Annotated in this window: 20 protein-coding genes and 1 pseudogene; 12 read left to right on the plus strand and 9 right to left on the minus strand. The window is 73.4% G+C overall.

What is annotated here, in order from left to right; genetic code table 11:
• Positions 1-118: 118 nt before the first annotated feature.
• A complete protein-coding gene (galE, locus tag ACSUPR_RS20290) occupies positions 119-1,132 on the plus strand; it encodes a UDP-glucose 4-epimerase GalE (RefSeq protein ID WP_436886284.1) in 1,014 nt (337 codons plus the stop codon).
• A 338-nt stretch (positions 1,133-1,470) separates the two neighbouring features.
• Complete coding sequence (gene guaA, locus ACSUPR_RS20295; RefSeq protein ID WP_436886285.1) at positions 1,471-3,054, plus strand: glutamine-hydrolyzing GMP synthase; 1,584 nt, start codon at positions 1,471-1,473, stop codon at positions 3,052-3,054.
• Positions 3,055-3,138: 84 nt separating this feature from the next.
• On the opposite strand, the gene ACSUPR_RS20300 is transcribed toward guaA, so the two are convergent.
• Positions 3,139-5,010 (minus strand): serine/threonine-protein kinase, encoded by a 1,872-nt coding sequence (locus ACSUPR_RS20300; RefSeq protein WP_436886286.1) that lies wholly within the window; start codon positions 5,008-5,010, stop codon positions 3,139-3,141.
• Between the two features lie 286 nt (positions 5,011-5,296).
• On the opposite strand from ACSUPR_RS20300, the gene ACSUPR_RS20305 reads away from it, so the two are divergent.
• The 4 genes from ACSUPR_RS20305 to ACSUPR_RS20320 all read left to right on the plus strand — a co-directional run bounded on the left by ACSUPR_RS20305 (position 5,297) and on the right by ACSUPR_RS20320 (position 9,972).
• Complete coding sequence (locus tag ACSUPR_RS20305; RefSeq protein ID WP_436886287.1) at positions 5,297-6,247, plus strand: 4-(cytidine 5'-diphospho)-2-C-methyl-D-erythritol kinase; 951 nt, start codon at positions 5,297-5,299, stop codon at positions 6,245-6,247.
• Between the two features lie 81 nt (positions 6,248-6,328).
• On the plus strand, positions 6,329-7,039 hold the full coding sequence (locus tag ACSUPR_RS20310) for a thiamine pyrophosphate-dependent enzyme (RefSeq protein ID WP_436886288.1): 711 nt from the start codon (positions 6,329-6,331) through the stop codon (positions 7,037-7,039).
• A gap of 101 nt (positions 7,040-7,140) precedes the next feature.
• Positions 7,141-8,040 carry a transketolase family protein gene (locus ACSUPR_RS20315; protein WP_436892072.1) on the plus strand — a complete coding sequence of 300 codons (900 nt, stop codon included), beginning with the start codon at positions 7,141-7,143 and terminating at the stop codon, positions 8,038-8,040.
• Positions 8,041-8,181: 141 nt separating this feature from the next.
• Positions 8,182-9,972, plus strand: a complete 1,791-nt coding sequence (locus ACSUPR_RS20320) for an ABC-F family ATP-binding cassette domain-containing protein (protein WP_436886289.1) — start codon at positions 8,182-8,184, stop codon at positions 9,970-9,972.
• 10 nt (positions 9,973-9,982) lie between these two features.
• On the opposite strand, the gene ACSUPR_RS20325 is transcribed toward ACSUPR_RS20320, so the two are convergent.
• Positions 9,983-10,882: a hypothetical protein gene (locus ACSUPR_RS20325; protein WP_436886290.1), complete on the minus strand. Its 900-nt coding sequence runs from the start codon at positions 10,880-10,882 to the stop codon at positions 9,983-9,985.
• Positions 10,883-10,929: 47 nt separating this feature from the next.
• Positions 10,930-11,694, minus strand: coding sequence for a helix-turn-helix domain-containing protein (locus tag ACSUPR_RS20330; RefSeq protein WP_436886291.1), 765 nt, complete (start codon positions 11,692-11,694; stop codon positions 10,930-10,932).
• A 70-nt stretch (positions 11,695-11,764) separates the two neighbouring features.
• On the opposite strand from ACSUPR_RS20330, the gene ACSUPR_RS20335 reads away from it, so the two are divergent.
• Complete coding sequence (locus tag ACSUPR_RS20335) at positions 11,765-12,769, plus strand: zinc-dependent alcohol dehydrogenase family protein (protein WP_436886292.1); 1,005 nt, start codon at positions 11,765-11,767, stop codon at positions 12,767-12,769.
• Between the two features lie 98 nt (positions 12,770-12,867).
• Positions 12,868-13,095 carry a hypothetical protein gene (locus ACSUPR_RS20340; RefSeq protein ID WP_436886293.1) on the plus strand — a complete coding sequence of 76 codons (228 nt, stop codon included), beginning with the start codon at positions 12,868-12,870 and terminating at the stop codon, positions 13,093-13,095.
• A gap of 80 nt (positions 13,096-13,175) precedes the next feature.
• Here the strand turns inward: ACSUPR_RS20340 and ACSUPR_RS20345 are convergent.
• The 5 genes and pseudogenes from ACSUPR_RS20345 to ACSUPR_RS20365 form a co-directional block, all read right to left on the minus strand.
• Positions 13,176-13,289, minus strand: a pseudogene (locus ACSUPR_RS20345) (Txe/YoeB family addiction module toxin); the annotation flags it as partial.
• A 100-nt stretch (positions 13,290-13,389) separates the two neighbouring features.
• Positions 13,390-14,394, minus strand: coding sequence for an SGNH/GDSL hydrolase family protein (locus tag ACSUPR_RS20350; protein ID WP_436886294.1), 1,005 nt, complete (start codon positions 14,392-14,394; stop codon positions 13,390-13,392).
• 86 nt (positions 14,395-14,480) lie between these two features.
• Positions 14,481-14,984, minus strand: a complete 504-nt coding sequence (locus tag ACSUPR_RS20355; RefSeq protein WP_436886295.1) for a MarR family winged helix-turn-helix transcriptional regulator — start codon at positions 14,982-14,984, stop codon at positions 14,481-14,483.
• 77 nt (positions 14,985-15,061) lie between these two features.
• Positions 15,062-15,712: a TetR family transcriptional regulator gene (locus tag ACSUPR_RS20360; RefSeq protein ID WP_436886296.1), complete on the minus strand. Its 651-nt coding sequence runs from the start codon at positions 15,710-15,712 to the stop codon at positions 15,062-15,064.
• Between the two features lie 14 nt (positions 15,713-15,726).
• The gene (locus tag ACSUPR_RS20365; protein WP_436886297.1) at positions 15,727-16,677 is read right to left on the minus strand and encodes an acyl-CoA desaturase; all 951 of its coding nucleotides are present in this window, start codon (positions 16,675-16,677) and stop codon (positions 15,727-15,729) included.
• 544 nt (positions 16,678-17,221) lie between these two features.
• On the opposite strand from ACSUPR_RS20365, the gene glmU reads away from it, so the two are divergent.
• The 4 genes from glmU to pth all read left to right on the plus strand — a co-directional run bounded on the left by glmU (position 17,222) and on the right by pth (position 21,378).
• Complete coding sequence (gene glmU, locus ACSUPR_RS20370) at positions 17,222-18,715, plus strand: bifunctional UDP-N-acetylglucosamine diphosphorylase/glucosamine-1-phosphate N-acetyltransferase GlmU (RefSeq protein WP_436886298.1); 1,494 nt, start codon at positions 17,222-17,224, stop codon at positions 18,713-18,715.
• Positions 18,716-18,735: 20 nt separating this feature from the next.
• A complete protein-coding gene (locus tag ACSUPR_RS20375) occupies positions 18,736-19,704 on the plus strand; it encodes a ribose-phosphate diphosphokinase (protein ID WP_436886299.1) in 969 nt (322 codons plus the stop codon).
• 388 nt (positions 19,705-20,092) lie between these two features.
• Positions 20,093-20,695 (plus strand): 50S ribosomal protein L25/general stress protein Ctc, encoded by a 603-nt coding sequence (locus tag ACSUPR_RS20380; RefSeq protein ID WP_436886300.1) that lies wholly within the window; start codon positions 20,093-20,095, stop codon positions 20,693-20,695.
• Positions 20,696-20,802: 107 nt separating this feature from the next.
• Positions 20,803-21,378 carry an aminoacyl-tRNA hydrolase gene (gene pth / locus ACSUPR_RS20385; RefSeq protein WP_436886301.1) on the plus strand — a complete coding sequence of 192 codons (576 nt, stop codon included), beginning with the start codon at positions 20,803-20,805 and terminating at the stop codon, positions 21,376-21,378.
• Between the two features lie 72 nt (positions 21,379-21,450).
• Here the strand turns inward: pth and ACSUPR_RS20390 are convergent, their stop codons facing one another.
• Entirely contained in the window at positions 21,451-22,011 is a 561-nt protein-coding gene (locus ACSUPR_RS20390; RefSeq protein WP_436886302.1) for a TetR/AcrR family transcriptional regulator, read from the minus strand.
• Positions 22,012-22,025 lie beyond the last annotated feature (14 nt).

A 22,025-nucleotide genomic window follows, 5' to 3' on the forward strand; every position in this document is an offset into this window, starting at 1 on the left:
GCCGCGGCCCGGGCCGGGCGGGTGCCACGCTCCCCGGCCGCCCGGAACAGCCCGGGAACCTATGCTGGTGGGCATCCGCCCCACGGCGGATCCTCCTCACCACTCAGGAAAGCTGAAGATGAACGTACTGCTCACCGGCGGGGCCGGGTACATCGGCTCGCACACCGCGGCCGAACTCCTGGAGGCCGGGCACCGGGTCGTCGTCCTTGACAACCTGGTCAACAGCCACGCCGAGTCCCTGCGCCGGGTCGAGCGGATCACCGGGCACGCCCCCGTGCTGGAGAACGGCGACTGCACCGACCGCGCGACCGTCGCCCGGGTCCTGGCCGAGCACGGCATCGAGGCCGTCGTCCACGCGGCCGGCCTCAAGGCCGTCGGGGAGTCCGTCGCCCAGCCCCTGCGCTACTACCGCAACAACCTCGACTCCCTCCTCTCCCTGGTCGAGGCCATGGACGAGCAGGGCGTCCGCAAGCTGGTGTTCAGCTCCTCCGCGACGGTCTACGGCGACCCCGACACGGTGCCGATCCCCGAGAGCGCACAGCTGCGGGCCACCAACCCCTACGGCGCCACCAAGCTCTTCTCCGAGCGCATCCTGGGCGACCTGGCCGCCGCCGACCCGCGCTGGTGCATCATCTCCCTGCGCTACTTCAACCCCGTCGGGGCCCACCCCAGCGGCCTCATCGGCGAGGACCCGCAGGGCGTCCCCAACAACCTGCTCCCCTTCATCGCCCAGGTCGCGGCCGGCCGCCGCGAGTTCCTCCAGGTCTTCGGCGACGACTACGACACCCACGACGGCACCGGCGTCCGCGACTACCTGCACGTCGTCGACCTGGCCCGCGGCCACCTGGCCGCCCTGGACCACCTGGCCGACGCGCCCGGCCATCGGGTCTACAACCTCGGCGCCGGCCGCGGGCACTCGGTCATGGAGTGCCTGCGCGCGTTCGAGCGCGCGGTGGGCCGCACCCTCCCGTACAAGGTGGTGGGGCGCCGCGCCGGCGACATCGCCGTCTGCTACGCCGACCCCTCCGCCGCCGCCCGGGACCTGGGCTGGAAGGCCACCCGCGACCTGGACGAGGCCTGCGCCGACGCCTGGCGCTGGCAGTCGGCCAACCCGAGCGGCTTCGCGGGCTGAGCGGGTCCGCGCACCGGCCGCGGACCCGCCGAACGCGGGGGCGGGCCGGGGCGCGTCCGGCGGATGCCGTTCGTCACGGGTGGGGGCACCGCGCCGCAGGCGCCCGCCGAGGGCGGTGGCCCCGGCGCGTCCGTCGCAGGGCCGGGGAGGGCGGCGGTGCGGGGCTCCCCGCCGACCGGTGGGAGGGCGGTGGGGAGGACAGGTCGGCCGGAGGCCGCCCCCGGGGCGGCGGCGGGCGACGGGCGGGGGTGCCGGGACGTCGTTGAGGAGGGCGAGCATCCACCGGACACGCCCTAGACTGGGCGTATCCCTTGAACTCCTGCGGAAGGTCCTCCGTCGTGTCCGTTGGTGCTGACAGCACGTTCGACACCGTCCTCGTCGTGGACTTCGGCGCGCAGTACGCGCAGCTGATCGCCCGGCGGGTGCGCGAAGCTCACGTGCACAGCGAGATCGTGCCCTCGACCATGCCCGTGGAGGAGATGCTCGCCAAGAAGCCGAAGGCGATCATCCTCTCCGGCGGCCCCTCCTCGGTGTACGCCGAGGGGGCGCCCAACGTCGGGGCCGAACTCTTCGAGACCGGCGTCCCGACCTTCGGTATCTGCTACGGCTTCCAGGCGATGACCCGCGCCCTGGGCGGGACGGTCGACCGGACCGACCTCAGCGAGTTCGGCCGCACCGCGCTCAACGTGGCCGACGGGGACTCCCTGCTGTTCGCCGGGCTGCCCGCCGAGCAGTCCGTGTGGATGTCCCACGGCGACTCGGTGATCGAGGCCCCGGCGGGCTTCCGCGCCGTCGCCAGCACCGCGGGCGCCCCCGTGGCCGCGTTCGAGGACACCGACCGCCGCCTCTTCGGCGTGCAGTTCCACCCCGAGGTCCTGCACAGCGAGCACGGCCAGGAGGTGCTGCGCCGCTTCCTGTACGAGGGCGCGGGCTGCCGCCCCACCTGGACGATGCTGAACATCGTCGACGAGCAGGTCGCCCGGGTCCGGGAGCAGATCGGGGACAAGAGCGTCATCTGCGCGCTCAGCGGCGGCGTCGACTCGGCGGTGGCGGGCGCCCTGGTGCAGCGCGCCGTCGGCGACCAGCTCACCTGCGTGTTCGTCGACCACGGACTGCTCCGCAAGGGCGAGGCCGAGCAGGTCGAGAAGGACTTCGTGGCGATCACCGGCGCCCGGCTCAAGGTCGTCGACGCCGAGGAGCGCTTCCTGTCCGCGCTGGCCGGGGTGACCGACCCCGAGGAGAAGCGCAAGATCATCGGCCGCGAGTTCATCCGCGTCTTCGAGCAGGCGGCCCGCGAGGTCGTCGCCGAGAGCGGCGAGGACGGCAGCGAGGTCGAGTTCCTGGTGCAGGGCACCCTGTACCCGGACGTGGTGGAGTCCGGCGGCGGCACCGGCACCGCCAACATCAAGTCGCACCACAACGTGGGCGGCCTGCCCGACGACCTCCAGTTCACCCTGGTGGAGCCGCTGCGCGAGCTGTTCAAGGACGAGGTCCGCAAGGTCGGCGAGGAGCTGGGCCTGCCCCCGGAGATGGTGTGGCGCCAGCCCTTCCCCGGCCCGGGCCTGGGCATCCGCATCATCGGCGAGGTCACCCGCGAGCGGCTGGACATCCTGCGCGAGGCCGACGCCATCGCCCGCGAGGAGCTGTCCCACGCCGGGCTGGACCGCGACATCTGGCAGTGCCCGGTGGTGCTGCTCGCCGACGTCCGCTCGGTGGGCGTCCAGGGCGACGGCCGCACCTACGGCCACCCGGTGGTGCTGCGCCCGGTCAGCAGCGAGGACGCCATGACCGCGGACTGGTCGCGCGTGCCCTACGACGTGCTGGCCAAGATCTCCAACCGGATCACCAACGAGGTCCGCGAGATCAACCGGGTGACGCTCGACGTCACCAGCAAGCCCCCGGGCACCATCGAGTGGGAGTAGGCGCTCCCGCCGAACAGGGGGCCCGGCCGTACGGCCGGGCCCCCTCGTGCGTACGGCGCCCCCGCGGACCCGCGGGGGCGCGGCTCAGTCGCCGTCCTCGCGGAGGGTGATCTCGGTCGGCTCGGCGAAGGGGTTGTGCCGGAACATCAGCGTGTCGGGGGTCTCGCCGGTGAAGAGCGTGAACACCATGAGACCGCTGGCGGACCCGCCCGGGGGCACCGGCGCCCACAGGGAGTCCTGCTCCTCGACCCGGCTGGGCCGCTCCGCGGACACCTCCCGAAGGTCCCCGGTGATCATGGTCTGGGCGTCGTGCCCCAGCTCCATGGTGTCGTCGCCGAGGTTGGTCAGCGTCACGTCGAGCACGCAGTAGTGGCCGTTCTCCTGCACCGCCACCTGGCGGCTGGGGATCCGGGTCTGCCCGCACTCGATGTCCCCGACCTCCAGGCGGGCCAGGCCGTCGACGCTGGTGGCCGCCATCAGGCCGCTGCCGGGGGCCGCGGGCTCGCCCGCGTCCCCCTCGCCCGGCTGCTCCTGGGGGGTGTCGGAGGTGCCGGGCTGCTGGGTCTGCCCGCCGCCCTCGTCGGCGTCCCCGCGGTCGGCCGCGTTGGTCACCACGTACAGCAGGGCCAACAGCGCGAGCACCAGGGCCACCGCGGCTGCCGCGGCGACGATGACCAGGCCGCGCCGGTTGGCCGGGCCGGTCGGCCGGTGCGGGGGCGGCGGCACCGGCGGGACGTACGGCTGCGGTCCCGGGCGCTGCGCCTGCTGGTCGGCGGGCGGGACGATCGGGATGGCCCCGGTGGAGGCCGGGTGCTGGGCGGGCGGCGGCCCGACGGGCGCTCCGGCCGCCGGGCGCGGGGGCGGGCCGCCCTGCTGCGGGTGTCCTCCGACGGGGTGACCGTGCCCCGGGCGCACGAACGTGCCGCTCTGGTGCGGGCCGACCTGCGGGGCGGGAGGCCCGGGGGGCGCCTGGTAGGCCCCGGGGGCCGGGTGGCGCATACCCGTCATGGTCTGGTGCACACCCTGCGGCCCGTGCGGCATCGGCGGGGCGTGCGGGGGCAGGTTGGGCCGCCACGACTGGTGCAGCGCGTGCGACACCATGTCGTTGGGGTTGGAGGAGTCCTCGCCGCCCGCCAGCTCCAGGAGCAGGTCCTGGGCGGTGGGCCGGCGGTTGGGGTCCTTGTCCAGGGCCCGCAGCACCAGCCGGTCCAGGGGGCTGTCGAGGTTGCCGATCTGGGGTTCGGCGAACAGCACCCGCTTGCCCAGCGTCATGGCGTCGCCGTTGCCGAAGGGGTGGGTGCCGTTGCCCGCGAACGCGACCAGGCACCCCCAGGCGAAGATGTCCGCCTTGGTGGTGACCTGCTCCTCCAGCAGCTGCTCGGGCGCCATCCAGCCCGGACTGCCCATGACGATGCCGGTCTGGGTGTGGTTGGTGGCGGTGTTCATGGCACGGGCGATGCCGAAGTCGATCACGCGCGGGCCCGACAGCGACAGCAGCACGTTGGCGGGCTTGAGGTCGCGGTGCACCAGGCCGGTGCGGTGGATCGCGGCGAGCGCGGCGGCCACCCCGAGCGCGAACCCGTGCAGGGTGGAGGAGTCCAGGGGACCGTTCTGGGCGATGTGCTCGGCCAGCGCGGTGCCCGCGATGTACTCGGTCACCATGTACGGGCGGTTCTCGAACGTTCCGTGGTCGAGGACCTTCGCGGTGCAGAAGGAGGCGACCTTGCGGGCGTTCTCCATCTCGTCGCGGAACCGCGCCCGCGTCGCCTCGTCGAAGGCGAGCTCGGGGCGGATGACCTTGATCGCTACCTGGTTGTTCCGGTCCGGCATGCTGCCGAGGTAGACGGTGCCCATGCCGCCGCTGCCCAGCTTCCCGGACAGCACGTAGGGCCCGATGGTGGCCGGATCTCCGGCGCCCAGCGGTTCCAGGTTCTTCGGGAGCCCATCCGACGGCAAGTAACCCTCCCCGACGGTGTCCAAACTCCGCCTTGCCCCAAGGTAGCGGTGTTTGTGCCCTGATTCCCACTCACGGACCGGATCGGGCCGACTCGGGGGAGGGCGGTGACTGACATGACAATGGTGACGATCCCGGAATCGTCCCCCTGGTTCCGGTTTCCGGTCGAACATCGTGTTCGTCTCACCGGGCGGGCGCGAACACAGCGGTTCCCCCGCGGGGGTGTGCGTTCACGCAAGGGGGTTCCTTTACGATTGGGGACTCGTGACAGTTGATACCACCGTAACCGTGCGGGTTCCCGCGAAGGTCAACCTCCAGTTGGCGGTGGGGCCCGGACGTGAGGACGGGTTCCACGACCTCGTCAACGTTTTCCACGCCGTCTCGCTGTTCGATGAGGTTACCGTCCGGGAGGCGGAACCGCGCAGTGACGGTAGCACCTCACCGGAGGCGGGCACCCTCCTCGCAGGACTGACCGCGGACGGCGGCTCGGTCTCCCACCTGTCACGGGTGCCCCTGGATTCCTCGAACCTGGCCGCCGGCGCCGCCGACCTGCTGGGACGCGAGACGGGCCGGGGCCGCCCGGTGCGGATCCACCTGGAGAAGCGCATCCCCGTGGCGGGCGGGATGGCGGGGGGCAGCGCCGACGCGGCGGCCGCCCTGGTCGCCTGCGACCGGCTGTGGGGGACGGGCGCGTCCCGGGAGGACCTGCTGCGGATGGCCGCCGAGCTCGGCAGCGACGTGGCCTTCCCCCTGCTGGGGGGCACCGCGGTGGGCCGGGGCCGGGGAGAGATCCTGGAGCCGGTGGAGAGCCCCGGGCGGTACCGCTGGGTGTTCGCGCTGTCCCCGCACGGGCTGTCCACCGGAGCGGTGTTCGCCGAGTACGACCGGCTGCGGCCGGACGCCCCCGCCCCGGAGCTGAGCGCGGCTCTGCGGGACGCGCTGGCGGCGGCGGACGCGGAGGCCCTGGGCCGGGCGCTGACCAACGACCTCCAGGAGGCGGCGCTGTCGCTGCTGCCGGAGCTGGGGCGCACGCTGGAGACCGGGTCCTCGGCCGGGGCGCTGGGCGCGCTGGTGTCCGGGTCCGGGCCGACCTGCGCGTTCCTGGTGGGCGGAGGCGCCGAGGAGGCGTCGGTGGTCGCCGGGCGGGAGGCCGCGGTGGTGGCCGCGCTGGAGGCGAGCGGACTGTGCGAGCAGATCGTGACGGCCGACGGGGACGTCCCCGGCACCGTTGTCGTGTGACCTAAATCACTCTTGGTTTCCGGGCGGAGCCCCCGGCCCCCGCATTGACCTCAACCTTGGTCGAGGTCCAAGACTGGGGGCATGCCGACGACAGCAGCCTTCACCCGGTACGCCGACCTGCCCGCCCTCATCGGCCTGATGGAGGGCGACGAGAAGCACAGCGCGGCGGCCCACTCCACACTCGACGTGATCTGGGTCCTCTACGACCGGGTCCTCGCCGTCACTCCGGAGACCGCCGAGGATCCCGCCCGGGACCGCTTCCTGCTCTCCAAGGGCCACGGGCCCGCCGCCTTCTACGCCGTCCTGGCGGCCAAGGGCTTCCTCGACGTGTCCGCGCTGCGCGACTGGACCGGCTTCGACTCGGCCCTGGGGCACCATCCCGACCGGGTCCTCGTCCCCGGCGCGGAGATCGGCAGCGGCTCGCTGGGCCACGGCCTGCCCCTGGCCCTGGGGACCGCCCTCGGGCTGCGCGCCCAGGGCCTGCGCCGTCCCGACGGGACCGCGCCGCGCACCGTGGTGCTCGTCGGCGACGGCGAACTCGACGAGGGCAGCAACCACGAGGCCATCGCCGCCGCCGGACGGCTCGGTGTGGGATCACTCACCACCGTGGTCATCGACAACGGGTCGGCCATGCACGGCTGGCCCGGCGGGATCGCCCGCCGCTTCGAACTGGAGGGCTGGGCCACCCGCGAGGTCCAGGGCCGCGACCACGACGCCCTGCACGCCGCGTTCACCCGCCCCTGGGGGGACCGCCCGCTCGCCGTAGTCGCCCGCGTCCGCCCCACCTCCTGAACCACCGACCCGAGGGAGTCACCGTGACCAGCACCACGACCGCCGCCCCCGCCGCCCCCGCCGCGGGGCGGCCCGGGCCGCCCCCCATCGGCCCGAGCGGTATGCGCGAGGCGTTCGGCGCCGCCGTCGGCGAGGAGATGGAGCGCGACCCGCGCATCGCCGTCGTCCTCGCCGTCATCTCGAACGCCATGTTCCGCAGGGCCGCGGCCCGCCATCCCGGGCGTGTGATCGACCTCGGCATCCGCGAGCAGGCCATGATCGGCGTGGCCGGAGGGCTCGCCCTCACCGGGATGCGGCCGGTGGTGCACACCTACGCGCCGTTCCTGGTGGAGAGGCCCTTCGAGCAGGTCAAGCTCGACCTCGGGCACCAGGACGCCGGTGCCGTCCTGGTGAGCATCGGCGGCTCCTACGACGCCGCCGTCGAGGGCCGCACCCACCAGGCGCCCGGCGACGTCGCCCTGTTCGACACCCTGCCCGGCTGGACCGTCCACGTGCCCGGCCACGCCGACGAGGTGCGCGACGTCCTGCGCGCCGCCCTGCCCGGCGACGACCGGGTGTACATCCGGCTTTCGGGCACCGCCAACCGCGCGCCCCTGCCCCCCACCGGCGGACTGACCGTGGTCAGGTCCGGATCGGCCCGCTCCGCGGGGGTGGTGGTGGCCGTGGGGCCCATGCTCGACCGCACCCTCGAGGCCACCGCCGACCTCGACGTCACCGTCGCCTACACCGCCACCGTGCGCCCCTTCGACCGCGCCGGGCTCAACTCCCTGGTCGCCGCGGCCGGGAACGCCGACGTGATGCTGGTGGAGCCCTACCTGCGCGGCACCTCCGCGCACGAGGTCTCCGAGGCGCTGGCCGACCGCAGGCACCGCCAGCTCGGCCTGGGGGTGTCCCGGGACACCGAGCTGCGCGCCTACGGCACCCCGGCCGACCACGCCCGGGCGCACGGACTGGACGCCGCGGGAATCGCACGGGCCGCCCGGGACTTCTTCATGGTGTGAGCCGCCGCCCGGGCGGACCCCGGTGCCCGGCGGCGGGTGCGATCCTGGTATTCAGTGACACGGGCCCGCCCGGGGCCTTGCGTGGTGCGGCCCCGGGCTCCCCGTCCAGGGCACCCGGCGACACCCGGGACAATGGAGACGATGACGAATCTGGTCAACCTTCAGGACGTGTCCCTGGCCTACGGGCCCCTCGTGCTCCTCGACTCGGTGTCACTGGGCGTGGACGAGGGCGAGCGCATCGGCGTGGTCGGCCGCAACGGCGGCGGAAAGTCCACGCTGATCTCGGTGCTGTCCGGGGCCCTGCCCCCCGACTCCGGCCGGGTGGTGCACAACCGCGGCCTGCGCGTGGGCTTCCTGCACCAGCGCGACGACTTCCCCGACACCACCGTCGGCGGGTTCGTGCTGGGCGAGCGGGCCGAGCACGAGTGGGCGGGCGACGCACGCGCCCGCGACATCCTGCGCGGGCTGCTCGGCGGCTGGAGCCTGGACACCCCCATGTCGGGGCTGTCCGGCGGCGAGCGCCGCCGCGCCGGGCTGGCCCGGCTGCTGGTCGGCGACCACGACCTCCTCGTCCTGGACGAGCCCACCAACCACCTCGACATCGAGGGGATCCACTGGCTCGCCGAGCACCTGCGCGGCCGCCCGGAGTCCCTGGTGGTCGTCACCCACGACCGCTGGTTCCTGGACGCCGTCACCACCCGCACCTGGGAGGTGGGCCGCGGCGCCGTCGAGCGCTACGAGGGCGGGTACGCCGCCTACGTGCTGGCCAAGGCCGAGCGCGAGCGCCAGGCCGCGGCCACCGAGGAGCGCCGCCAGAACCTCATGCGCAAGGAGCTGGCCTGGCTGCGCCGCGGCGCCCCCGCGCGCACCTCCAAGCCCAAGTTCCGGATCGAGGCGGCCAACCGGCTCATCCAGGACGAGCCGCCGGTGCGCGACACCGTCGAACTGGTGCGCTTCGCCAGCTCCCGCCTGGGCAAGACCGTCATCGACCTCAAGAACGTGACGGCGACCGTCCCCGGGCGGACCCTGCTGGACCGCCTCACCTGGCAGCTCGGTCCCGGCGACCGGATCGGCCTGGTCGGGGTCAACGGCGCCGGCAAGTCCACGCTGCTCAAGATCCTCGCCGAGGAGCGGGCACCCGACGAGGGCACCGTCCGCACCGGGCGCACCGTCCGGCTCGCCCACCTGTCGCAGAACGTGGCCGAGCTGGACCCCCAGGCCAGGCCCCTCCAGGCCGTCATGGACGTGCGCGAGCACGTGACCATCGGCAAGCGCGACTACACCGCCAGCCAGATGCTGGAGCGCTTCGGGTTCCGCGGCGACCGCCAGTGGACCCCGATCGGCGACCTGTCCGGCGGCGAGCGCCGGCGCCTGCAGATGCTGCGGCTGCTCATGGACGAGCCCAACGTCCTGCTGCTGGACGAGCCCACCAACGACCTGGACATCGAGACCCTCACCGAGCTGGAGGACCTGCTCGACGGCTGGCCCGGCTCCCTGGTGCTGGTCTCCCACGACCGGTACTTCCTGGAGCGGATCACCGACCGGGTGCTGGCGCTCATGGGCGACGGCAGCCTGGCGTTCCTGCCCGGCGGCGTGGACGAGTACCTGGAGCGGCGGGCCGTCTCCCGGGGCGAGGTCGCGGTGCCCACCGCGGGCGGGACCGCCGAGCCCGGGGCCGGGGACGGGGACGGGGACGGGCGCCCGGCGGTGTCGGCGGCCGACCGGCGCGCCGCCCAGAAGGAGATGCAGCGCGTCGAGCGGCGGATGGACAGGATCGCCAGGCGCGAGGCCGAGCTGCACGAGCAGATGGCCGCCGCCGCGGAGGACTACACCCGGCTCGCCGAGCTCGACGCCGAGGCCAAGGCCCTGGCCGGCGAGAAGGAGGAGCTGGAGATGATCTGGCTGGAGCAGGCCGAGCTGGTCGGAGACTGACCCGCCGCGGTCAGCGGGCGCCGGCGCGCAGGGCCGCCACCGCCCCCACCGTGGCGTACCCGCGCCACTCCAGCGCCGCGGCGGGGGAGTGGCAGGTGAAGTCGACCTCCCAGCCCCCGTCGGGGCGCAGCCCCCGTCCCAGGCGGTCGAGGTCGTCGGCGACGGCGCCCGGGTCCAGGGTCTCCCGGACCGGGCGGCCCGGCTCGGGCGCGTAGTCGAGGGGGTGGAGTGTCTCGCCCTCCGCGCCGCCCGCCACGGGGATCCGGCCGTCGGCGGGCACGAACCGGCCCAGGCGGCGCAGCAGCGCCACCGCCCCGGGGCGGGTGTCCGCGACCGCGTCGAGGAACCCCAGGGTGAACGACAGCACGTACGCGAAGGGCGGCTCCCCGGCCTCGGCGAGCGCGGCGGCCTCCCGGAGGCAGTACTCCGTCGCCGTGGCGAGCCAGGGGTGGGCCGCGACGCGGGGGTCCGTCCGCGCCAGGCGGTGGGCCTGCGCGGTGACCGCGGCGGTGATCTGCGGCGAGGACGACTCCGGGTCGGCCGACACCCAGAAGGGCGCGCAGGCGGCGGGATCCGTGACGGGGAGCGCGAACGGCAGCCCGCCGTCGGGCAGGGTCGTCCCCTGGAGCCAGCCGAGGAGTGCCGGGGTGTGCGGGGACGCCGCGGGTGCGGCGTCCGCCATCGCCTCTAGGGCGTGCAGGGCGCCGCCGGGCTGGCTCTCGGGGGAGCGCAGGTCAGGTTCCAGGCCGCGGCCGTAACCGCCGTCGGGATTGCGGTAGGCGTCCAGCGCCGCCAGTACCGCGGGGCCGGTGTGCTCGGTGGGGCTGACGAGGTGCTCGAAGCGCCTGCGGTCCAGCAGGCGGGCGTGTCCGGCCATGAAGGCGGACACCCGGTCGGTGTCGATGTGCATGCGCCCAGCCTGGCGCGCACGCACGGCCCGGGTCTTGAACGAAACGGTCACCCCGCCGCGCGGTGCAGCAGCGCCCCCGGAGGCAGGCCGGCCAGCCGGGTCGCCTCGCGGGTGAAGTGCGCCTGGTCGGCGTACCCGGCGGTGGCGGAGGCCTCGCCCAGCGGTGTCCCGGACCGGGCCAGGCGCAGGGCGCGCTGGAAGCGGTGGACCGACATGAGCGTCTTGGGCCCGTAGCCGAACAGCCGGTCGCAGGCGCGCCGCAGCGAGCGCTCGGACATGCCGTGCGCCCGGGCGATCCCGGACACCGTGCGGAGACCGCGGGCCGCCCGGTCCAGGGAGGCGGCCAGGCGCAGCGGTGCGGGGTCGGGATCGGAGTCGCGCCACAGCGCCGCGAACACGCGCTCCAGGACCGCGGGAGGGGCGTCCTCCCGCACCGCGGGCGGGCGGACCAGGTCGGCCAGGTCGACGCGCCGGTCGGCCAGCTCCCGCGCGGGCACCCCCAGCAGCGCGTGCGCCGCTCCGGGGGCCAGCCGCAGCCCCCAGGTCTCCTCGCCGGGCCGGAGCCCCTCGACCTGCGCGACCGTGTCGGGCCCGGCCACCACGAGGCGGCCGCGGTGCCACATCAGGTCCATTGCGGCGTCGGGCAGCACCCGGTGGGGGTCCTGGGCCCGGACGCGCCACAGGACGCCCGCCCGCCCGCGCCACTCCGTGTACCCACCCGTCACCCGCCACCACCCCCAACGGACGCCTCCGGCGCGGTTCGCCCGGCCGTACCCCGATCCTACGGTCCGGCCCATTGGTTCGATGGTCATCAAAGTTTGACAGGGATCGTACTTTCGTGGTCGGATGGCGCCCACGGAACCCGGCGGGAGAGGGCGAGCGATGTCCAGGACGGTGCTGTTCCACGAGTACGGCGGACCCGAGGTGCTGACCCTCGCGGACGCCCCGCCCGGCGAGCCGGGGGCGGGGGAGGCCCTCGTCCGCGTCGACGCCATCGGCCTCAACCGGGCCGAGGCGCTCTTCCGCTCCGGCCGCTACATCGAACCGGTGCGCCGCTTCCCCGCCCGCCTGGGCCTGGAGGCGGCGGGCGCCGTCGAGGCCCTGGGCCCGGGCGTCACCGGGCTCCGGGTCGGGGACGAGGTCAGTGTTCTGCCGGTCTTCTCCCAGAACGACCACGGCGTGTACGCCGAGCGGGCCGTGGTCCCGGCCGCCGCCCTGGTCCGCCGCCCCGCGGGGCTCGACGCCGAGGCCGGGGCGGCCGTGTGGATGCCCTACCTCACCGCCTACGGCGGGCTCGTGGAGGTCGGCGGCCTCCGGCCGGGGGACGCCGTCGTGCTGACCGCGGCCTCCAGTGGTGTCGGCCTGGCGGCCCTCCGCGTCGCCGAGCGGGTCGGCGCCACCGCGATCGCCGTCACCCGCACCGCCGCCAAGCGGGACGCCCTGCTGCGGGAGGGCGCGGCGGAGGTCGTCGTGAGCGGTGAGGAGGACGTCGCCGGCCGGGTCCTGGAGATCACCGGCGGGCGGGGCGTGCCGCTGGTGTTCGACGCCGTCGCGGGGCCGGGGGTGCGCGACCTGGCCCGGGTGGTCGCCCCCGGCGGGACCCTGCTGCTGTACGGGATGTCCGGCGGTGAGGCGACGCCCTACCCGGCCTTCGAACCGGGCGTGCCCGCGCTGAACATGCGCACCTACACGCTGCCGGAGACCGTGCGGGACCCGGAGCGCGGGCGGCGGGCGGTCGCGTTCGTGACGGCGGGCCTGCGCTCGGGGGCCTTCCGGCCCGCCGTGGACCCGACCCGCTTCGAGCTGGACGGGATCGCCGACGCGCACCGGTACATGGAGCAGGTGGACGCGCGGGTGGGCAAGATCGTGGTCTCCGTCGACCACTGACCACGCCCTGAATGTCCGGAAAAGGACGGTGGGCATGGTTCGCCGTGGTTTTCCCCCGGCGCGGCGTGTCCACCGCCTGCGCCGGTTACGGTTGCCGCATGGTCATGTGGGCTTCGGACAACCGGGCGGGGAAGGTGCGGGAGGGGCTGACCCTGCTGCTGTCCCAGGGGCTGATCGACGATTTCGAGATCCGCCCCGACGACGAGCACCCCTACCGGGTCACCATGCCCGTGGGGGTCATCCCGCTGACCGAGCACCAGGCCGCGCACTTCCTGCTCGGCGCCGTCACCGCCCGCTTCGGCCCCCTCGCCCGCGGCACCCCCTGACCCGCGCCCCACCCGCCGTGGTGGTACCGGCAGGCGGCGATGCGGATCTCGTCGCCGGAGACCTCGTACACCGGCCGGTGTTCATCGGTGGTCCTGCGGGACCGGTAGCCCCGGAAACCGTGCCGCGGGGGTTCGGGCCCGCCCGTTCCCCCGTCGCCGTTGCGCCCGATGCCCTCGATGAGCGTGTCGGTGCGCTCGAGGACCTTGCGGTCCTGCCGCTGCCACCGGAGAGGGTCCTCCCGGGCGCCCCGGGCGAAGGCGCCGGGCCGCGGGGCTCCGGCGCCTTCGGCGGGGTCAGCGCACGTGGGAGGCGAATTCCTCGGCGATGACCGTGGCCCCGGCCTTGTTGGTGTGGATGTCCGGACCCAGGTCCACGTTGCACATCCACGTGTAGTCGCAGATCGCCTGGAGGTTGACCGGCATGGCCCCCTCCTCCGGGACGTCGAAGTCGGTGGAGTCGAACGCCGCCTCCACGTCGGCGACCTCGATTCCCTCGGCGGCGTAGGCCGACCGCAGGGAGTCGTTCATGGCCTCCAGGACCTCGGTGGCGTACCCGGCGAAGGTCGCGTCGAAGGGGATCTCGCCCTCGACCTCGCCCAGCCCCGGTCCGGCCTCGGGGTCGACCGGGGTGGCGTCGGAGGGTTCCTCCGAGGGCTCGTCCGACGGGTCCTCGCCGGGCTCGAGCAGCATCGCCGCGAGGAACGGGTTGTAGTAGGTCATCCCGATGATCCGGGTGTCCGGGCCGGCCGCGGCGCGCAGCCGGGAGGCGATCACCGGCGCCTCGGTCTCGATGCGCTCCAGGCCGTCCTCGATGCACTCCGTGTCCACGACGGGGCCGCCCCCGCCCGGCGCCTCGTCCATGCCCCGGACGCAGCGGGTGAAGTTGTTGCCGCCGATGGTCACGGTGACCAGGTCCACCCGCCCCTCGTGCTCGGACAGGAACTCCTCGGCCGCCTCGATCTGCGGGCGCCCGCCGTACCGCTCCTCGCAGTAGGCGATCCCGCCCTCCAGGAAGGTGGTGGTGTCCTCGCCGCCGCAGCCGCTGCGCTCGTGGCGCAGCGTCGAGTCGGCGTCGTACAGGGTGCGGTACAGGATGTCCGTGTACCCGTCGGAGGTCTCGGAGGGCCCGCTCTCGCCCGGCTGCACGCCCACCGCCAGCGAGTCGCCCAGGGAGAGGTAGTACCGCTCCTGGGCCCCCGTCGACGCGTCCTCCCCGTCCGCCGCGCAGCCGGTCGCCGCCAGGGCCGTCGCGGCCACCGCGGCGACGGCGGCGTACCGGACGTTCCACCGGATTCTCACAGTCGCTCTCCAACCAGATGTGAAGTCCAAGGGATGCGCGCCGTGGCGGCCCCGGTGAGAGGACGGATACCGCCGGGTAACAACACTTACCGACCGGAAGGTTCGGTGTCGAGGGGCACCAGGAGGCATCTGAGTAACGATGCGAGCTGCTCGCGCTGCTGCGGCGCCATCGGGGCCAGGAGGGTCTCCTCGTACCGCAGCAGGGACTCCAGTGCCGCGTCGATGCGCTCGGCGCCCTGGTCGGTCAGCCGCACCAGCACGCCGCGCTTGTCGGCGGGGTCGGGGCGGCGCCGCACCAGTCCCGCGGCGGCCAGCCGGTCCACCCGGTTCGTCATGGTCCCGGAGGTCACCAGCGTCGCCCGCAGCAGCCGGCCCGGGCTCAGCTCGTAGGGCGGCCCGGAGCGGCGCAGCTCGGCCAGGACGTCGAACTCCCAGGGCTCCAGGGAGTGCTCGGTGAACACGGTCCGCCGGGCCCGGTCCAGGTGTCGGGCCAGCCGGGACACCCGGCTGAGCACCTCGAGCGGCGTCACGTCCACGTCCGGCCGTTCGGCACGCCACGCCTCGATCAGCCCATCCACCTCATCGCGCATGGACCCAGCTTATCTCTTGACATCAAGATAGTGGGGCGGGTATGCGATGCACACCCGCCCCACCGGACTCCCCGCGCCTAGCGGGTGCGCCTGGTCCGCAGCCTGGGCTTGGCCTCCAGGCTCGACAGCCCGTTCCACGCCAGGTTGACCAGGTGCGCCGCCACCACCTCGCGCCTGGGCCTGCGCACCTCCAGCCACCACTGCCCGGTCAGTGCCCACATGCCCACCAGGGCCTGGGCGTACATGGGGGCGAGCGCGGGGTCGTAGCCCCGCTCGGCGAACTCGTCCACCATGATGTACTCGACCTGGCTGGCGATGTCGTTGATCAGGCCGGCGAAGCTCCCCGTTCCGGAGGCCACGTGCGAGTCGCGGGTGAGCACCCGGAACCCGACCGTGTTCTCCTCGACGTAGCGCAGCAGGGCCAGGGCCGCCTTCTCGATCTTGTTGCGGGCGCTGTCGGCGGTGAGGGCCTCCGAGACCATGCCCACCAGGGTGCGCATCTCCTGGTCGACCACGACCGCGTAGATGCCCTCCTTGCCGCCGAAGTGCTCGTAGACCACGGGTTTGGACACGCCCGCCCGTGCGGCGATCTCCTCCACGGAGGTCGCGTCGAACCCGCGTTCGGCGAACAGCTCCCGGCCGATCTCCAGTAGCTGCCGCCGACGCTCCTCGCCCGTCATGCGCTTGCGGCGCACACGGACCCTCTGCTCGCTGTCGGCTGCTCCCATGATGGTCAAGAATCCTAAACGCTGACCCGCTTGGCGGCGAGTCGCTCGTTGTCGGGCCAGCGCACCTTGGTGGCCCAGCCGAACTTCTCGAAGACCCAGATGAGGCGGGCGGAGATGTCGATCTGGCCCTTGAGCACGCCGTGCCGGGCGCAGGTCGGGTCGGCGTGGTGCAGGTTGTGCCAGGACTCGCCGAACGACGGGATGGCCAGCCACCACACGTTGCGGGAGCGGTCGCGCACCTCGAAGTTCTCCTCGCCGATGGTGTGGCAGATGGAGTTGATCGACCAGGTCACGTGGTGCAGCAGCGCCACCCGGACCAGGCTCGCCCAGAAGAAGGCGGTGGCCGCGCCCCACCAGGACATGGTGACCAGGCCGCCGATGAGGGCGGGGGCGCCCAGGGAGAAGATCACGATCGGGCCGAACAGCTTGTCGACGAGGAGCACGTCCTTGTCCTTGAGCAGGTCCGGGGCGAAGCGGCGGGGCGAGGTCTTCTTGTCGTCCAGGTACATCCACGCCATGTGCGCGTAGTAGAGGCCCTTGGCGACCGACTTCCAGTCGTCGCCGAACCGCCACGGCGAGTGCGGGTCGCCCTCGGCGTCGGCGTACTTGTGGTGGCGGCGGTGGTCGGCCACCCACTTGATGACGCTGCCCTCGATGGCCATCGAGCCGGCGACGGCGAGCGCGATCTTCAGCGGGCGGTTGGCGCGGAACGAGCCGTGGGTGAAGTGGCGGTGGAAGCCGACCGTGATGCCCAGGCCGCTGATCACGTAGAACACCACGGCGATGGAGATGTCGAGCAGGCTCAGGCCCCAGCCCCAGAAGAACGGGACGGAGGCGAGCAGTGCGATGAGGGGGATGAACACGAACGCGAAGACCGTGAAGCGCTCGGCCCGGCCGCGCAGCTCGGGCTCGTACTCGGGAATGGGCGCCCGCTTGGCGGCGGGCGACTCGGGTGCGGCGGTCATGTTGTCCCTACCTCGTGATCGGAGACGTCGTCTGGAGGTCAGGGCTGCCGGGAGCTCGGGCATCCGTCGCGACGGCCCAACCTATACCTACGTAACCGTAACCTACGACCCCGTAGGTTTGGCAAGGGTCTCGGTGGAGGCGCTATCTTGGTGACCGTCATGTCGGCGCGGAAGCCTGCGCCCGGCGTGTTCCCGGATGATGTAATCGGCAGCATGTGGGGTTTTGGTCCCCATCGTCCAGGTTCGAGCCCTGGTCCGGGAGCCGACGCGGTACGCCCCGCACTCCCGGCGCGGTACACATCACATCCCCCGCCGATCCCTTCCGAAACAGAGCCCGTGAGCGGCCGCCGGACGCGATCGGCCCTCCCGCCTCGGCCGTTGCCGCCGTCGGCGGCCTGTGACGCGGATGTATCCTTCCCATGTCGGCGGCACGACCGGTGCCCGCCGTGCGCGGCATGCGGGACAGCCATGCGGAACGCCCCGCCGGAACGCCGGCCGCGAGATCGTCTTCTTCCTAGCCAGCTATCACGAGGGGTCTCCTCCAGTGAGCGTGAACCGCCCGGCTGCCGTCATCGTCCTCGCCGCCGGCGAGGGCACCCGGATGAAGTCCCAACTCCCCAAGGTGCTCCACGAGATCGGCGGCCGCAGCATGGTCGGCCACGTGCTGGCCGCCGCCCGCGAACTCGATCCGCTGCACACGGCCGTCGTCCTCGGGCACGCCCGCGAGCGCATCGCCGAGCACCTCGCGCAGATCGCCCCCGAGGCCGTCACCGCGATCCAGGAGGAGCAGAAGGGCACCGGGCACGCGGTGCGCATGGCCCTGGAGGACCTGGCACGCCAGGGCATCGAGCCCACCGGCACCATCGTCCTCACCTGCGGCGACACCCCGCTTCTGCGCGGCGCCACGCTCGCCGGGCTGGTCTCCTTCCACGAGAAGGAGGGCAACGCCGTCACCGTCCTGTCGGCCCGCGTCCCCGACCCCCACGGCTACGGGCGCATCGTCCGCGACGCCGACGGCGACTTCACCTCCATCGTCGAGCAGGCCGACGCCACCCCGGACGAACTCGCCGTCGACGAGATCAACTCCGGCATGTACGCCTTCGACGGCGCCCTGCTGGCGCGGGTCGTGCAGCGCATCGGCAGCGACAACGCCAAGGGCGAGGAGTACCTCCCCGACGCCGTCGCCCTGCTGCGCGGCGACGGCCACCGGGTCGGCGCCTGGGTCATCGACGACGCCGACGAGGTCCAGGGCGTCAACAACCGGGTCCAGCTCGCCGAGGCCCGCCGCCTGCTCAACGACCGCGTCCTGCGCGAGCACATGCTCGCCGGCGTCACCGTCGTGGACCCCGCCACGACCTGGGTCGACGTCGACGTGCGGATCGGCCGCGACGCCCTCCTGGAGCCCGGCACCCGCCTGCGCGGCGCCACCGTGATCGGCGAGGACGCGGTCGTGGGCCCCGACAGCGACCTGGCCGACACCGTCGTGGGCGACGGCGCCAAGGTCCGCCGGACCACCGCGGACCGCGCCGAGATCGGCCCCGGGGCCGACGTCGGCCCCTACACCTACCTCCGGCCGGGCACCCGCCTGGCCGACCGGACCAAGGCCGGCGCGTTCGTGGAGATCAAGAACGCGAACGTCGGCAGCGGTTCCAAGGTCCCGCACCTGACCTACGTCGGAGACGCCGACATCGGCGTCGGCAGCAACATCGGCTGCTCGTCGGTGTTCGTCAACTACGACGGGGTCGAGAAGTCCCGGAGCACCATCGGCGACCACGTGCGCATCGGCAGCGACAACACCATCGTCGCGCCGGTCACCGTGGGCGACGGCGCCTACTCCGGGGCCGGGACCGTGGTCCGGGACGACGTCCCGCCCGGTGCGCTGGCCGTGTCCGAGGGGCACCGGCAGCGCAACGTGGAGGGGTGGACCGCGCGCAAGCGCCCGGGCACCGCCTCGGCCGAGGCGGCGCGGCGGGCGCAGTCGGCCCAGGACGCGGAGGGCGTCGAGGACGCAGAGCGGCACAGAGCCGACGATCAGTAGTGACTGTGGGGGAGAAACACGTGACCGGGATGAAGGCCACCGGCCAGAAGAACCTGATGTTGTTCTCGGGGCGCACGCACCCGAGCCTGGCCGAGGAGGTCGCGAAGGAACTGGGGATCGAGGTGGTCCCCACCCGGTTCGACACCTTCGCCAACGGTGAGATCTTCGTCCGCTACCTGGAGTCGGTCCGCGGCTCGGACGCCTTCGTGATCCAGGCGCACTCCGACCCGATCAACGAGTCGATCATGGAGCAGCTGATCATGGTGGACGCGCTCAAGCGCGCCTCCGCCAAGCGCATCACGATCGTCACCCCGTTCTTCGGGTACGCCCGCCAGGACAAGAAGCACCGCGGCCGCGAGCCCATCTCGGCCCGCCTGATGACCGACCTGTTCCGCACCGCCGGCGCCGACCGCATGATGGCCGTCGACCTGCACACGGACCAGATCCAGGGCTTCTTCGACGGTCCGGTGGACCACCTGTTCGCGCTGCCGATCCTGGCCGACCACATCGCGAACCGGGTCGACCGCTCCGAGATCACCGTGGTCTCCCCCGACGCGGGCCGCGTGCGCACCGCCGACCGCTGGGCGGACCGGCTGGGCGCCCCGCTGGCCATCATCCACAAGCGCCGCGACCCGGACGTGGCCAACCAGGTCCGCGTCCACGAGGTCGTCGGCACCGTCAAGGGCCGCGTGTGCGTCCTGGTGGACGACATGATCGACACCGGCGGCACCATCGTGAAGGCAGCCGACGCGCTGTTCGAGCAGGGCGCCGAGCAGGTCCTGGTGGCCGCCACGCACGGTGTGCTGTCCGGCCCGGCGGCCGAGCGCCTGCAGAACTCGCGCATCTCCGAGGTGGTCATCACCAACTCGCTGCCGGTGCCCGAGTCCCGGTCGTTCGAGAAGCTCACCCAGCTGTCGATCGCGCCGCTGGTGGCGCGCGCGATCAGTGAGGTCTTCACCGACGGCTCGGTCACGAGCCTGTTCGAGTAGGACCCGGCCGGGCGGGGGATGTGCGGACGTATCCCCCGCCCGGATGTCCGTTCCCCCGCCGACACGCCGCCCCGGTGGTGGCACGGCCGGGAGCGGGGGAGTGGTGGGGCGTGTTCGGAGTCGTCCCCGGAACCAGTAGACTTGGCCGAGTGTCCCCGTGCCCGAGCGGAGCCTCGTTCGGCTTCGTGCGGACGCGTGGGCAGGGGTGCGCGACGAGCGTTCCCGGGCCGGACGGGTCCGGTGGCGACTCGCCGGGCACGCCTGGAACCAGGGCGGTCGCGTCCCCATACCGGGGAGACCCCGCCGCTTCCCCGCCGAGAGCGGGAATCGTTCGTACTACTGGAGTCGTGTTCCCCGTGCTACGGGGTTGAACCCGAGGAGTTTTGTCGTGTCCGAGGTACGTATCGCTGCCGAGCCCCGCACGGAATTCGGCAAGGGCGCCTCCCGTCGCGCCCGCCGCGCGGGTAAGGTGCCGGCCGTCCTCTACGGCCACGGCACCGAGCCCCGCCACCTGAACCTGCCGGGCCACGAGCTCATGCTCGCCCTGAAGACCCCCAACGTCCTGCTCCGCCTCGAGGGCCTGGACAAGGACAACCTCGCCCTCCCCAAGAGCGTCCAGCGCGACGCCATCAAGGGCTTCCTGGAGCACGTCGACCTGCTCGTCGTCTCCAAGGGCGAGAAGGTCGAGGTCGAGCTCCAGGTCAACCTGGTCGGCGAGATCAAGGGCGCCGGTGTGCTCACCCAGGAGCTCGTCACCGTGACCGTGGAGGCCGAGGCCACCCACATCCCCGAGGGTGTCGAGTACGACATCACCGGGCTGGAGATCGGCACCACCGTGACCGCCGCCGAGCTGAAGCTGCCGGCCGGCGCCACCCTGGTGACCGACCCCGAGTCGATCGTCCTCAACGTCTCCGCCCCGCGCGTCGAGGAGGAGCCCACCGAGGGTGAGGGCGAGTCCTCCGAGGCTTCCGCCGAGGCCGCCGCCGAGTAGTCGCCGGCACCGTACACCGACCGAGCGCGCGGCTCCCACCGGAGCCGCGCGCTCGGTCTTTCGTCTGTAGGCTCGTTCCCGTGTGGGGACGCTGGAGGAACAAGGACATGGCGGAGACCGAGCGCTGGCTGGTCGTCGGGCTGGGCAACCCGGGGCCCAAGTACGCCGGGAACCGGCACAACGCGGGTTTCATGGTGGTGGACGCCCTGGCGGGCGGCGAGCGCTGGAAGGCGCACAGGGCGCACGCCGAGGCGGTGGAGACCCGCCTGGACGGCACGGCGGTGGTGCTGGCCAAGCCGCGCACCTACATGAACCTGTCGGGCGGGCCGGTGTCGGCGCTGGCCAGGTTCTACAAGGTGCCGCTGGAGCGGGTCGTCGTCGTGCACGACGAGATGGACATCGACTTCGGCGCCCTGAAGCTCAAGAAGGGCGGCGGCTCGGGCGGGCACAACGGGCTCAAGTCCATCACCGCCTCCCTGGGCGGCCCGGACTACCTGCGGGTCCGGTTCGGGGTGGGCCGCCCGCCCGGACGGATGGACCCGGCGGACTACGTGCTGCGCGACTTCTCCTCGACCGAGCGCGGGGAGCTCGACCTCAACGTCGAGCGCGCCGCCGACGCGGTCCGCACGGTCCTCACCGACGGCCTCGAACGCGCCCAGAACATCTACCACACCGCCGCCTGACCGGCGGCCGGACCCTCGGAGGGCCGTGCGGTGTCACCGCACGGCCCTCCGCCGTCCCCGGTGGGCTCCCCCTCAGCGGTACCGGACCGGGGCGAGCAGGCGCCAGGCGACCTCGGCGGCCTCCTCGGCGGAGACCGCCGGCGCGTCCGCCGCGACCAGGTCGGTGAGCAGGGCGACCAGGCCGCCGGACAGGTGGGCGGCGAGCGCCCGGTCCGGTACCCCGTCGGTGCCCGGCGGCCGGGCGCCCGCCGCGAACCGCTCCTCCAGCTCCCCGGCCACACCCGCGCGCAGCCGGTGGGCGAACTCGCCGGCCAGCAGCGTCCGGTAGAGCGCGGCATGCCCGATGACGTGTGCGAACAGGTCCACCAGCGGGTCCGGGGCGCCCTCGTCCGGGGCCTCCAGCGGGCACAGGGCGGCGCAGCGCGCCACGTGCGCGAGCGCGTCCTCCATGGCGTCGGCCACCAGTGCGTCGATGTCGGCGTAGTGCTGGTACACCGTGGCGCGGTTGATCCCCGCCTCCCGGGCGACCGCGGACACGGTGACGCGGTCGGGCGCGGTGTCCGCGAGCAGGGACAGCAGGGCGGCGCGCAGGCCGGCGCGGGTGCGGCGGGCGCGCGGGTCGTCGGGGTTCACGCCCCCAGTCTACG

Origin of the sequence: Nocardiopsis dassonvillei (genome assembly GCF_964273065.1) — a bacterium.
Lineage (GTDB): Bacteria > Actinomycetota > Actinomycetes > Streptosporangiales > Streptosporangiaceae > Nocardiopsis > Nocardiopsis dassonvillei_B.